The sequence below is a fragment of the Pseudomonas sp. R1-7 genome, from assembly GCF_051132105.1.
Taxonomy (GTDB): domain Bacteria; phylum Pseudomonadota; class Gammaproteobacteria; order Pseudomonadales; family Pseudomonadaceae; genus Aquipseudomonas.
The window spans coordinates 3,418,820-3,431,807 of record NZ_CP071661.1; the positions used below are offsets into that span (position 1 = coordinate 3,418,820).

The window sequence follows — 12,988 nt, forward strand, 5'->3', positions numbered from 1 at the left end:
AGCGTTCCAGGAAACCCGGCTGATGAACCGACCCATCGATACGCCTGCCCAGCAACAACTCATCGCCACGGACGTAGAGGCCTGGCACGCGCTGTCCGCTGGGCAGGTGCTCGAGCGGCTGGGCGTTAATGAGCAAGCTGGCCTGGACGGGGCACAGGTCCAGGCCCGACTTGCCCGCAGCGGCTTCAATCGCCTGCCGGAATCTTCCCGAAGGCCGGCTTGGCGGCGATTCCTCCTGCAATTTCACAACATCCTGATTTATGTACTGCTCGGGTCGGCTGTGATCACCGCGATTCTGCAACACGTGTGGGATACGGCGGTCATTCTCGCCGTGATCGTTGCCAACGCCATCATTGGTTATATCCAGGAAGGCAAGGCCGAAAAAGCCATGGACGCCATCCGCGAAATGCTCGCCCCGCGGGCTACGGTGATTCGCGCCAGCGAGCGCCTGGGCATCGCAGGCGACGAACTGGTACCTGGCGACATCGTTTTGCTGGAGGCCGGCGACAAGGTGCCCGCAGACCTGCGCCTGCTGCATGCCAACAGGCTCCAGGTCCAGGAAGCCATCCTGACCGGAGAGTCCGCCCCGGTGGAAAAACACACCGAATCGGTACGCCCGCAAGCGCCCCTGGGTGACCGCGCCTGCATGGCCTTCAGCGGCACCCTCGTTACGTGTGGACAGGCCACGGGGGTCGTCGTCGCCACTGCGACATCCGCCGAAATCGGGCGTATCAGCAACCTGCTGGCAGACGTGGAGTCACTGACGACACCGCTGATCCAGCAGATGGACGCCTTCGCACGCTGGCTGACGCTATTGATCCTGCTGATCGCTGGCCTGTTACTCATCTATGGCCATTTCGTCGGGCATTACGTCTTCTCCGAGATATTCATGGTCGTGGTAGGCATGGCGGTTGCCGCCATCCCTGAAGGGCTGCCTGCGGTGCTCACCATTACGCTGGCGGTGGGCGTCCGGGCGATGGCCCGCCGCAACGCCATCATTCGTCGCTTGCCAGCCATCGAAACACTGGGCTCGGTATCGGTCATCTGCACGGACAAGACCGGCACGCTCACGCGTAACGAGATGATGGTGGTGTCGGTCGTCACCCATGACCTGACTTTCACGGTCGATGGCGCAGGCTATCAGCCCTCGGGGAACATGAACCTCGCCGATCAATTGATTGATACCGCCCATCACCCGGTGCTGGCCGAACTGGCGCGCGTAGCCAGCCTTTGCAATGACGCAAGGTTGAGGCAGCACGAAGAAACCTGGAAAGTCGAAGGCGATCCCATGGAAGGCGCCTTGCTGGTGTTTGGCGCCAAGGCCGGCCTCAACGGCGACGAAGAACGAGGCACCTGGGTCCGCACCGATGCCATTCCGTTTGACGCCAAACACCGCTTCATGGCGACGCTGCATCACAACCATGACCGGCAAGCGATTGTTTATGTCAAAGGCGCGCCGGAGCAGGTTCTGGCCATGTGCAAGCAACAGCGGGGCAATGACGGGACTACCGCCCCGCTCGACGCCGACTATTGGCAGGCGCAGGCCAATCTCATCGCCAGCAAAGGCCAGCGAGTGTTGGCGCTCGCCGTCAGGTCAGTCCCGACGGAACACGTCATCCTGGAGTTTGCCGACGTGCAAGGGTCACTGACCCTGCTTGGCCTGGTCGGGATGATCGACCCGCCCCGCCCGGAGACGATCCAGGCGATCAAACAATGCCAGACGGCAGGCATCGCAGTAAAAATGATTACCGGAGACCACGCCGGCACCGCCTCTGCCATCGGGCGCCAGATCGGTCTGCTCAACCCGGACGAAGTACTGACCGGCGCGGATCTGGACAGCCTGAACGATGCGACGCTCAAGGAGTCGCTCAAGCGCGTGAACATCTTTGCCCGAACCAGCCCTGAACATAAACTCAGGCTGGTGATGCTGCTGCAATCGAACGGCATGACCGTGGCGATGACGGGCGACGGCGTCAACGATGCGCCAGCCCTCAAACGCGCAGACGCCGGCATCGCCATGGGCGGCAAAGGCAGCGAGGCCGCCAAGGAAGCCGCGGACGTGGTACTGGCGGACGACAATTTTGCCTCGATCGTCGCGGCTGTAAGTGAAGGAAGGACGGTCTACGACAACATCAAGAAGGTCCTGAGCTGGACATTGCCGACGAACGCGGGCGAGACAATGACCCTGATCGTTGCGCTGCTGTTTGGCTTGACGTTACCGGTCACGGCGATACAGATCCTGTGGATCAACCTGATCACCGCCATCACCCTGGGCATCGCCCTGGCGTTCGAACCGACTGAAGGCAACACCCTGCGCAGGCCGCCTCGCTCAAGGCAGGAGCCGCTGATAAGCGGTGCGCTGGTCTGGCATATGGTGTTTGTCTCGGTGCTTTTTCTCTGCGGGGTGTACGGCATTTTTTCCTATGCCCTGGAGCGGGGCTACCCCATCGAACTGGCCCGCACCCTGGCGGTGAATACCTTGGTCGTGATGGAAATTTTCCATCTGTTCTTTATCCGCAACCTCTACGGTACGTCGCTGACTTGGCAAGCCATTCGCGGAACCAAGGTGGTGTGGGTGACTGTCGCCGTGGTGACCGTCGCCCAGTTCGCCATCACCTACGCCCCGCCGCTGCAGACCGTGTTTGCAACCCAAGCAGTGCCCTTCATGGATGGATTGCTGGTCATTGGCGTGGGCATTGCGCTGTTCGCCCTCATCGAGATTGAAAAACAGCTTCGACTGCGTTTAACCGAGCCCGATCGTCAGCCGTGACGATCACTCCCCTGCCCACCCACCCTGCAAGGACCTGAACCGTGAACGCAACCAGACTCGCCGTCCTCGCCCTGACCGCGGTGCTTTTCCCCACGTTGACGTTTGCCCAACAAGACACCGATGCTGCCCAACCGACGCCGCAGTCCACGAGCGTTGAGAAATTTGACCAGGATATGGCGAAGGCTCAGGAAAACCTGAAGAAAATGCAGGAGCAAATGAGCTTGATCCAAAAAAACCACCGACCCGGCGCAACGCCAGAAACTCATGCAAGAACACCAGGCCATGATGCAGCAAGGCATGCAGGGAATGAACGGGATGATGGGCTGCTGCGGGGGCGGCATGATGGGCGGCCACATGAAGGGCAACGGCTCGATGATGGGTTGGAAGCAGATGGGTAGCCACTATTCCCGAATGACGCCTGAACAGATGAAACAGCACCAGTACATGATGGACCGGTACATGGGCATGCAACAGATGATGATGGAGCAGATGATGCAGCACCAGCAGAACATGGGTACGCCAGCGCCATAGACCTGTCTCCCAGGGCCGCGCCTGACCTCCAAGTGCTGCCCACCCCACCTGCCGCGTCGGCAGGTGAGGTTTTCGACAACCGTGCAGTCATCGCGGGCGTGTCATCAGCCTCAGTGCAAGAGTTTCAACCCGCCGGCAAGCGCAAGCGCCGCCAGGCAGATCCAGCCCGAGAACATCTTTCGCCAGACAAGCCTGCGCGGAATGAACCCCACCCCTCTGACAAAGGCCACGCTCATGGCAATGAACAATGCCGTTGCCAGCGCATGGTCGGCTCTTCCGTCCGACGCCGTCATCAGTGGGGGGTAAAGCGTACAGGCCAACATGATCGTCACCGCGACGGCCAGGCTCAGCCGATGCAGCCGTGACGAGGGCTGGACCTCGGCGACATCCGGCGTCATGGCTGCGCCTCGTCACGGTCGCTCATGGCTCGACCGGCCTCGTTCTCACCCCACATTGCATTGAGTATCGCCAGCAACAGTGCAAAACCGACTCCCAGCATCCAGGCGAAATACCACATATTGCGTTACTCCTATGTCGACACTAGTAGGCTGAATGTTCGTTGGCGTTGATCTGGGTGGCCGTGACCTTGCCGCGCATGACGCGATACGCCCAAGCGGTATAGATCACGATCAATGGCATGAAGAACAACGTGGCCCAGAACATGATGGCCAGGCTCAGGTGACTGGAAACGCTGTCCCACACGGTCAGGCTGGCCGCCGGCATCGATGACGACGGCATGACAAAGGGGAACATCGATACCCCTGCCGTACCGATGACACCCACCACCGCAAGCGATGACGCGACGAACGCGCAAAGGGTACGCCGCCCCATCAGCAACAGCGCCGCAGCGGCTGCGCCGGCCAGGCCAAGCGCCGGTAGCAGCCACAGCCAAGGATAGCGACCATAGTTGGCCATCCAGGCCCCCGCCTCCCTCACGACCGACTTGCCGAGAATGTCTGGCAACCCACCGGTATCGACGAGCGAGGTGATGCGATAGCCCTCGATCCATTGCAGCCAGATGCCCGCTACGACAAACGAACACACCAGCACGATGGCAGCGCCGACCGCTCCTTTTATCGCCCGGGACTGAATGCTGCCCTCGGTGCGATGGGCCAGGTATGCGCCACCTTGCAGCGTAATCATGGCGCTGCTGACCACACCGGTCAGCAGCGCGAAAGGGTTGAGCAATTGCCAGAAGCTGCCGGTGTACGTTGACACCAGGTATTCATTGAAGTGAAACGGTACGCCCTGCAATAAGTTGCCAAACGCGATGCCGAACACCAGCGGCGGCACGGCCCCACCCACGAAAAGCCCCCAGTCCCAGGTACTGCGCCATACCGGATGGTGGATCTTGCTGCGGTAGTCGAAACCCACCGGGCGGAAGAACAACGCCCAGAGCACCAGGATCATCGCCCAGTAAAACCCGCTGAACGCCGTGGCATAGACCACCGGCCATGCAGCGAACAAAGCGCCGCCGGCGGTGATGAACCAGACCTGATTGCCATCCCAATGCGGCCCCACGGTGTTGATCACGACACGCCGTTCCATGTCATTGCGCCCCACGAACGGCAGCAGCGTGCCGACGCCCATGTCGTGGCCGTCCATGATGGCGAAACCTATGAGCAGGACGCCGACCAGCGCCCACCAGATGATCTTGAGCGTGAAGTAATCAAGCATGCTGAAGCTCCTTCAACTTGGCGTCGTGGACATAACGACCGGTACCGAGGCTGCCAGGCCCCTGGCGGGCGAACTTGACCATCAGGAACATTTCCACCGCCAGCAGCACCGTGTAGAAAACCACGAACCCAGCCAGGGAGCCGTACAGGTTATCGACGCTGAGGGTGGAAACGCTCATGTGGGTCGGCAACACACCGTAGATGGTCCAGGGTTGGCGGCCGTACTCGGCCACGAACCAGCCCAGTTCACAGGCGAGCCATGGCGCAGGCAGCATCAAAAGTGCACAGCGCAACAACCCGCGGGGATGTGCGCCGCTCGACTTCAAGGTGCTCCAGAAGGCCAGCCCGAAAAGCACGAGCATGGCAAAGCCCAGGCCCACCATGATCCGGAATCCCCAGAACATCGGAGTCACGCGCGGTACGGTATCGTTCACTGCCTTGTCGATGATGGCCGGCGTGGCCAGGTTGACATCCTCGACGTACTTTTTAAGCAGCAGGCCAAAGCCCAGATCGGCCTTGTACGCTTCGAAGGTATCGAACGCGGCCTTATCGGTGCGATCGGCGCGCAGCGCTTCAAGCGCATTGACGGCAGTAATGCCCCACAAAATACGTGCGCGGTTTTTTGCCTTGATGTCATGGATGCCCGGAATCTGCTTGCTGACGGAGCGCGTGCCGATCAAGCCCATCATCCACGGCACATCGAGTTCCCAGTTATTCCTGGATTCGGCTTCATTGATGCTGGCCACCAGGGTCAAGCCCGCCGGCGCCGGTTTGGTTTCCCACATGGCCTCCATGGCCGCCAGCTTGGTTTGCTGCGCCTCGCCCACCGTGTAACCCGACTCATCCCCCAGCACGATGACACTCAGCACCGAGGCCAGGCCGAAGGCGGCCGCCACCCGAAAACTGCGCTTGGCGAACTCGACATCACGTCCCTTGAGCAAGTACCAACTGGAAATCGACAACACAAACATCGAGCCGGTGACATAGCCTGCAGACACCGTGTGGACAAACTTGGCCTGCGCCACCGGGTTGAAGACCACGGCCCAGAAATCCACCATTTCCATGCGCATGGTGATGTAACTGAATTCCGAGCCCACCGGGTTCTGCATCCAGCCATTGGCGATCAGAATCCACAGCGCCGACAGGTTTGTGCCAATGGCCATCAGCAGCGTGACCAGCAAATGATGTTCTTTCTTCAGGCGATCCCAACCGAAAAAGAACAACCCGATCATGGTCGATTCAAGAAAGAACGCCATCAGGCCCTCGATGGCCAGCGGAGCACCGAAGATGTCCCCGACGTAGTGCGAGTAGTACGCCCAGTTGGTGCCGAACTGAAACTCCAAGGTGATGCCGGTGGTCACGCCCAACGCAAAGTTGATACCGAACAATTTGCCCCAGAAGCGAGTCATGTCTTTCCAGATGACATTGCCGGTCATCACGTAGACGCTTTCCATGATGACCAGCAGCCACACCATCCCCACGGTGAGCGGCACAAACAGAAAGTGGTACAGCGCAGTGGCTGCGAATTGCAGCCGTGACAAATCCACCAGTTGTTCTGAAATCACTTGCTTGCCCCTTGAGCCGAGGTGGGTACGCCGAACCTGTCACTGATGGTGTTCGAGTCGACGCTGACGCGCGAATCCTTGATGAACAGCCACCACAGCACGGTCAGCACGACCAGTTTGATCAGCACTGCTGTGAGCAGATGGCGACGCAGTCGTTTATCGGAAATAGTCATGGGGCAAGCATTAGCACGGCTCATGCCAATGCCTTTATTCATTTTTTATGCTTATAGAACAATGGATTAGCGATAGGCACCGAAGCTCATCGCCTGGTTTGGAGAGAGTAGAGGCTGCCAAACTGCCAGAGGTTGGCAGTCATTGGCAGTCGAGGCCGATGGCTCTCAGGCCAAGCCTTGTTCCTTCAACCGCCGGTATAACGTGCGTTCACTCACACCCAAGTGTCTGGCCAGTTCGCTGCGGGTGCCCTTGAACGTGGCCACGACTTGTTCCAGGTCCTTGCTATCGTGCCCAGGCGTCAAGGCCGGAAGTAACAACGACGTCGGAATCGGCGGCAGATGCAAGGAATGGATGACGCCGTCGTCGGCAAACAGCGCGGCTCTCTCCAGGACATTGCGCAGCTCGCGGATATTGCCCGGCCAGGCAAACCGCTGCAATTGCAGCAGCGCCCCGGGATCGATGGTCAGGCGACGCTTACCAATGCCGGAGCGTTGCAGGAATGAATCCACCAGCAAGCCGATGTCTTCAAGGCGATGACGCAAGGGCGGTAAATGGATAGGGAAAACGCTGATGCGGTAGTACAAGTCCTGCCTGAACTCGCCCTTCTCCACCATCTTTTCCAACGGCTTATGGGTCGCGGCCACCAGCCGGAAATCGGCGTGCAGGGTTTCCACGCTGCCGACACGGCGATAGGTCCCAGATTCAATCAATCGCAACAGCTTCACCTGCATGGCCAGGGGAACGTCGCCTATCTCATCGAGAAACAGCGTACCGCCCTGGGCTGTCTCCACCAGGCCTGCCTTGCGCATGGAGGCGCCAGTAAAGGCCCCTTTCTCGTGGCCGAACAGTTCGCTTTCGAACAAGGTTTCGGTCAACCCGGAGCAATCGACCACGACAAAAGGCCCCGCGGCCCGCTCACTGGTTTCGTGGACGGCGCGGGCAAACAGCTCCTTGCCGGTGCCGGATTCTCCCAGCAGCAGGACCGGCAACATCGAGGGCGCCACCCGCTGCAGTTCCGCCAGTGCCTGGTTAAAGGCTGGCGAGCTGCCCACCAGCCCCTCATTACTGGGCCGGGCCGAGGCGCTGCGCACCAGGGTCAGACGCTCCACATAAGCGGTGATGGCGCCATGCTCATTGAGGATCGGGCGCAACTCCACATCGACATGTTCCGGCCCGCGCGGGGTGTGGTGGATGTGCAAGACTCTATCTGGACTGCGCATTTCCCTGGCCTTTTTCATCGGACAGTTCTCGCCGGCCTGGTCACAGGGCACATCGTAGTGGTGGGAAATGCGATAACACTTATGGCCAATGAACGGTTTGTCGGCGCTGCCGAACTGACGCAGGTAAGCGGTGTTCGCTGCCAGGATGTTGTAATCCGGATCGAGGACGATCATCGGCTGGGGCTCGTGTTCCAGAAACGAGACCAAAGATTGCACCTGGTCTGGATGTGGAAGCGGGTCATGGGTGGGCGGCAGGCTGTGGGTCATCACGGCTCCAGTGAATGCGTCCAGCAAAGGTGGCACTGCCACTATGCCAACAAACGCTGCCATTGGCAGTGAAATTGTCTGGAGATCGTGACGTGCGTTGCCGGCATCCATGGTTTTTAATGAACAAAATCATAGCGTTACGCATTAATATCGCTCCCGGAATCGACATGGCAACCTTCTTGCTGTGTCTGTCCTTCAAGCGGCCGAGCGCCCCGAAGGAGACCGTTCATGAGCATAAAACCGCACGTCGAAGGATTTTTCGACCCGCAGACCCACACTGTCAGCTATCTGGTGCTGGACGAAGCGACCCGCCAGTGCGCGTTGATCGACAGCGTCCTGGATTACGACCCTAAATCAGGGCGAACCACCACCACCTCGGCCGACAAGCTGGTGGCCAGGACGATCGAACTGGAGGCGAAGGTTGAATGGATCCTTGAAACCCACGTCCATGCCGACCACCTCAGCGCCGCGCCGTACCTGAAGGAAAAACTCGGCGGCAAAATAGGGATCGGCAGCCAGATTGCGACGGTACAAGCTGCCTTTGGCTCGCTGTTCAACGTCGGTGGAGAGATGCCCCGCGATGGCAGCCAGTTCGACCATCTGTTCGTCAACGACGAGACGTTTACGCTCGGCACATTGCAATGCCGTGCGCTCCACACACCGGGCCATACGCCCGCCTGCATGACCTATGTCATCAGCGAAGGTCAGGAAACGGCCGCATTCGTTGGCGACACCTTGTTCATGCCTGACTACGGCACCGCACGGTGTGACTTCCCCGGTGGCAATGCGCACACTTTGTTCCGATCCATCAACAAGGTGTTGAGCCTGCCGGCCAACACCCTCCTCTACACCTGTCACGATTACCAACCCGGCGGCCGCGAGGTCCAATTTTCCAGCACCGTCGCGGAACAACGTGCCGACAATGTCCACGTCCGTAACGGCGTCAGCGAAGAAGCATTCGTGGCGATGCGCACCCAGCGCGACGCCTCGCTGGACATGCCAACGCTCATCCTGCCGTCGGTCCAGGTCAACATGCGGGCCGGGCATTTTCCGGAGCCGGAATCGAACGGCACGTGCTACCTGAAAATTCCGCTCAATCGGCTCTGACAACACCCGCCCCTATAAGAAAAAACCGTCATCACGGAGACAGTCATGGACATCCGCCACCTTGCGTCCGGCCTCTCGATCTCAGGGCAGATTCACCCCGAGCAAATGAGTGAGATCAAAACCAGCGGCTTTCGCGCCGTCATCTGCAACCGCCCCGATGGTGAAGGCAGCGATCAACCTTTGTTCGCCGACATCCAGCGTGCGGCGCAAGCCATGGGCATCGAGGCGCACTATCTTGCCGCAGAGTCCGGCAAGGTGACCGATGACCAGGGCGTTGCCTTCGGTAAATTACTCGAGTCCTTGCCCAAGCCCGTGTTGGCGTATTGCCGCTCCGGCATGCGCTCGACGACGATGTGGGCATTGTCCCAGGCCGGCCAGCAGCCCTTGCCACAGATTGTCGAAGCCGCCAGCAAAGCCGGTTTCGACATGAAAGGTGTCATTCGCAGAATTGCCAACGACGGACGCACCCCTGTCGGCGTGGCCGAGGCTCGTCATGCGGTGGTGATTGTCGGCGGCGGCGCGGCGGGCATCGCCGCGGCTTCCAGTCTATTGGCACGCGAGCCAGGGCTGGACATTGCCATCATCGATCCGGCGGATGTGCATTATTACCAACCCGGCTGGACGCTCGTCGGCGGCGGCGTGTTCGAGGCGCACCAAACCGCCCACACGATGGGCACGACCATCCCCCGGGGCGTGCATTGGATAAAAGCGGCTGTCGCGGCTTTCGAGCCTGAAAACGACGCCGTCATTCTCGATGGATGCCGGGTGGTCCGCTACGAGCAATTGATCGTATGCCCCGGACTGAAACTGGATTGGCATGCCGTTGAAGGCTTGCCGCAGACACTGGGGCGTAACGGCGTCACTTCGAACTATCTGTACCACCTGGCCCCCTACACCTGGGAACAGGTGCAGCAACTGCGCAGTGGCCGGGCCATCTTCACCCAGCCCCCCATGCCGATCAAATGCGCCGGAGCCCCTCAAAAGGCGATGTACCTGTGCGCCGACCACTGGCGACGCCAAGGAGTACTCAGCGATATCGAGATCGACTTCTGCAGCGCCGGGGCGGTCTTGTTCGGCGTCCCCGACTACGTCCCGGCCCTGATGGAATACGTGCGCGCCTATGGGATCGACCTGAATTTCGGGAGTACGCTGACGTCGGTCGATGGACCGGCACAAACGGCGACCTTCAGGTGCGTCAAGGCCGATGGCAGTACGCACCTGGTGACGCACGACTTCGACCTGCTGCATGTCGTGCCCCCTCAGGTGGCGCCGGATTTTATCCGCGTAAGCCCTCTGGCCGACGGAGCGGGCTGGATCGATGTCGACCCCGACAGCTTGCGGCATAAAACCTGGGCGAATATTCACGCACTGGGCGATGCGACCAACACCGGCAACGCCAAAACCGCCGCGGCGGCGCGCAAGCAGGCACCCGTGGTCGCCCATAATGTGCTGGCGGCCATGGGCAAGGCCAAGGGCAGCGCCCATTACGACGGCTACGGTTCCTGCCCGCTGACCGTGGAACGGGGCAAGGTCGTTCTGGCTGAATTCACCTATGGCGGCAAGCTTGCCCCCAGCTTCCCGTCCTGGCTGATCGACGGTACTCGGCCTTCGAGACTCGCCTGGCTACTCAAAGAGCGGATTCTTCCGCCGCTGTATTGGAAAGGCATGCTCAAGGGCCGTGAATGGCTGGCGAAGCCTGAGCTGGCCGACCTATGAAATCAAACCTCTGCTCCAGGAGACCGAGATGATTGCCGTCCTGCTACTGGGCTTTGCGGTGGGCGTGATTCTGGCGCTGACCGGGGCCGGCGGCGGCATACTCGCCGTCCCGTTCCTGGTTTTTGGCGTGGGCTTGAGCATGGCCGAAGCCGGCCCCATTGGTTTGCTGGCGGTGGGCCTGGCCGCCACCGTGGGCGCCGTGATGGGCCTGCGCAACGGCATCGTGCGCTACAAGGCCGCACTGCTGACGGCCAGTGCGGGGGTCATCTGCTCGCCGCTGGGCCTTTGGCTGGCGCAGCGCACACCCAACCGTCCGTTGACGATCCTGTTTGCCTTGTTGCTGATGTACGTGGCGTTTCGGGCATTGCAAAAAACACTGCACTCTCGTGTCGGGGCAAAGGCTTCCACCCCACGCAAACCGCCGCCCTGTGTCCTGGACGAAAATCGCGGCAAGCTGAACTGGACCGGCCCTTGCGCGTGGGCGCTCACGGCTTCGGGCATGATCGCCGGGGTGCTTTCCGGGCTGCTCGGAGTGGGCGGTGGTTTCGTCATGGTTCCGGCGCTCCAGCGGTACACCAATTTGACCACGCAATCGGTGCTCGCCACGTCGCTGACCGTCATCGCTTTGGTTTCGCTGGCAGGCGTGCTGGCAAGTTCGGCGATGGGCCACCTGCAATGGCCGATAGCGCTACCCTTTTCCATGGGGGCCATCGTCGGCATGCTCGGCGGGCGCCTGGTGGCTGCGAGGTTGCCGGAACCCTACCTGCAAAGAGGCTTCGCCCTTGTGTCCACGCTGGTGGCGGTCGCGCTGCTGGTAAAAGCCCTGGATTGAATCGCCTGGTGGAATATCAACGATTGTGCATCGGAGAACGCTGATGAATCTTGACTGGCTCAACTTTACGCCGTGGTCATCCCTGGCCGGCGGCATGTTGATTGGCCTGGCTGCCAGCCTATTCGTCGTCGCCAATGGCCGGATCGCCGGCATCAGCGGGCTGATCGGCAGCCTGCTGCAGCGCGGCAGCGAAGGGTTGGGAGAGAAGGCGCTGTTTCTCCTCGGCCTGCTTGTCGCGCCGCTGTTATGGGGCGTGTTTGCAACCTTGCCGCCGATCGAGTTCCAGAGTGGCTGGTTCGGCCTCATCGTCGCGGGCCTGTTGGTGGGTGTCGGCACTCGTTACGGTTCGGGCTGCACCAGCGGCCATGGCGTGTGCGGTCTATCGCGCCTGTCGCCACGCTCGATGGTTGCCACGGCGTGTTTCATGCTCAGCGGTTTCGTCACGGTATTTGTCCTGCGTCACGTGATGGGAGTTTGAACATGCGCAAACTGACGGCATTCATCGCCGGGCTGCTCTTTGGCCTAGGGCTGCTCCTGGCAGGCATGGCCAACCCGAAAAAAGTATTGGGCTTCCTGGATCTGGCCGGCATTTGGGATCCATCCCTGGCGCTGGTGATGATCGGGGCGATCGGCACCGCTATTGTCCCGCTGGCCTGGGCGCGCCAACAGACTCATGCGCTGCTGGGCAACCCCATGCAATTGCCGGTCAAGCGTGAACTGGACCCACGCCTGATCGGTGGCAGCCTGGTATTTGGTATCGGCTGGGGCATCGCCGGTATCTGCCCTGGCCCCGCCGTGGCCATCCTGCTGACCGGACACTGGCAAGCCTTCGTGTTCATGCTGGCCATGTTGGCGGGCATGTTGTTGTTCACCGCGCTGGAAACCCGGCGCGTTCATTGATCGGGAGATTGCCATGAAAGCCAACATTGGAACCATTGACCGGGGCGCACGTATTGCCGCGGGGCTTGTTCTCATCATCCTGAGCCTGACGGGCCTGATCGGTGCGTGGGGCTGGATTGGCCTGGTGCCATTGGCCACTGGTATCTTTCGCTTCTGCCCGCTCTATTCGTTATTGGGCATCAAGACCTGCAAACGTTGCTGAGGCACGCTACGGCCCTTCTCCTGGAACG

General features: G+C 60.6%; 13 protein-coding genes and 1 pseudogene. 8 read left to right on the forward strand and 6 right to left on the reverse strand.

Annotation, left to right across the window (positions count from 1 at the left end):
* Nucleotides 1-22 precede the first annotated feature (22 nt).
* Together J3P79_RS15145 and J3P79_RS15150 are read left to right on the forward strand one after the other, a co-directional pair.
* Entirely contained in the window at nucleotides 23-2,770 is a 2,748-nt protein-coding gene (locus J3P79_RS15145) for a cation-transporting P-type ATPase (protein WP_434603756.1), read from the forward strand.
* A 41-nt stretch (nucleotides 2,771-2,811) separates the two neighbouring features.
* A pseudogene (locus J3P79_RS15150) lies at nucleotides 2,812-3,301 on the forward strand (hypothetical protein).
* 110 nt (nucleotides 3,302-3,411) lie between these two features.
* On the opposite strand, the gene J3P79_RS15155 reads toward J3P79_RS15150, so the two are convergent.
* The 6 genes from J3P79_RS15155 to J3P79_RS15180 all read right to left on the reverse strand — a co-directional run bounded on the left by J3P79_RS15155 (nucleotide 3,412) and on the right by J3P79_RS15180 (nucleotide 8,203).
* Entirely contained in the window at nucleotides 3,412-3,699 is a 288-nt protein-coding gene (locus J3P79_RS15155; protein ID WP_434603759.1) for a cyd operon YbgE family protein, read from the reverse strand.
* Complete coding sequence (gene cydX / locus J3P79_RS15160) at nucleotides 3,696-3,818, reverse strand: cytochrome bd-I oxidase subunit CydX (protein WP_003201151.1); 123 nt, start codon at nucleotides 3,816-3,818, stop codon at nucleotides 3,696-3,698. Before cydX ends, J3P79_RS15155 begins: the two co-directional genes overlap by 4 nt.
* Nucleotides 3,819-3,841: 23 nt before the next feature.
* The gene (cydB, locus tag J3P79_RS15165) at nucleotides 3,842-4,978 is read right to left on the reverse strand and encodes a cytochrome d ubiquinol oxidase subunit II (RefSeq protein ID WP_434603763.1); all 1,137 of its coding nucleotides are present in this window, start codon (nucleotides 4,976-4,978) and stop codon (nucleotides 3,842-3,844) included.
* Nucleotides 4,971-6,542 (reverse strand): cytochrome ubiquinol oxidase subunit I, encoded by a 1,572-nt coding sequence (locus J3P79_RS15170; protein ID WP_434603766.1) that lies wholly within the window; start codon nucleotides 6,540-6,542, stop codon nucleotides 4,971-4,973. Before J3P79_RS15170 ends, cydB begins: the two co-directional genes overlap by 8 nt.
* Nucleotides 6,539-6,715: a cytochrome oxidase putative small subunit CydP gene (gene cydP, locus J3P79_RS15175; RefSeq protein ID WP_014338536.1), complete on the reverse strand. Its 177-nt coding sequence runs from the start codon at nucleotides 6,713-6,715 to the stop codon at nucleotides 6,539-6,541. Before cydP ends, J3P79_RS15170 begins: the two co-directional genes overlap by 4 nt.
* A gap of 165 nt (nucleotides 6,716-6,880) precedes the next feature.
* Nucleotides 6,881-8,203, reverse strand: coding sequence for a sigma-54 interaction domain-containing protein (locus J3P79_RS15180; RefSeq protein ID WP_434603770.1), 1,323 nt, complete (start codon nucleotides 8,201-8,203; stop codon nucleotides 6,881-6,883).
* Nucleotides 8,204-8,431: 228 nt separating this feature from the next.
* On the opposite strand from J3P79_RS15180, the gene J3P79_RS15185 reads away from it, so the two are divergent.
* From J3P79_RS15185 to J3P79_RS15210, 6 genes are read left to right on the forward strand one after another with little or no spacing between them, the layout of a single operon-like run.
* The gene (locus J3P79_RS15185) at nucleotides 8,432-9,310 is read left to right on the forward strand and encodes an MBL fold metallo-hydrolase (RefSeq protein WP_434603773.1); all 879 of its coding nucleotides are present in this window, start codon (nucleotides 8,432-8,434) and stop codon (nucleotides 9,308-9,310) included.
* Between the two features lie 45 nt (nucleotides 9,311-9,355).
* Complete coding sequence (locus J3P79_RS15190) at nucleotides 9,356-11,026, forward strand: TIGR01244 family sulfur transferase (RefSeq protein ID WP_434603776.1); 1,671 nt, start codon at nucleotides 9,356-9,358, stop codon at nucleotides 11,024-11,026.
* 28 nt (nucleotides 11,027-11,054) lie between these two features.
* Nucleotides 11,055-11,858: a sulfite exporter TauE/SafE family protein gene (locus J3P79_RS15195; RefSeq protein WP_434603778.1), complete on the forward strand. Its 804-nt coding sequence runs from the start codon at nucleotides 11,055-11,057 to the stop codon at nucleotides 11,856-11,858.
* 43 nt (nucleotides 11,859-11,901) lie between these two features.
* A complete protein-coding gene (locus J3P79_RS15200) occupies nucleotides 11,902-12,336 on the forward strand; it encodes a YeeE/YedE family protein (RefSeq protein WP_434603780.1) in 435 nt (144 codons plus the stop codon).
* 2 nt (nucleotides 12,337-12,338) lie between these two features.
* Complete coding sequence (locus J3P79_RS15205; protein ID WP_434603783.1) at nucleotides 12,339-12,758, forward strand: DUF6691 family protein; 420 nt, start codon at nucleotides 12,339-12,341, stop codon at nucleotides 12,756-12,758.
* Between the two features lie 13 nt (nucleotides 12,759-12,771).
* Complete coding sequence (locus tag J3P79_RS15210) at nucleotides 12,772-12,960, forward strand: YgaP family membrane protein (protein ID WP_057448108.1); 189 nt, start codon at nucleotides 12,772-12,774, stop codon at nucleotides 12,958-12,960.
* Nucleotides 12,961-12,988: the final 28 nt, after the last annotated feature.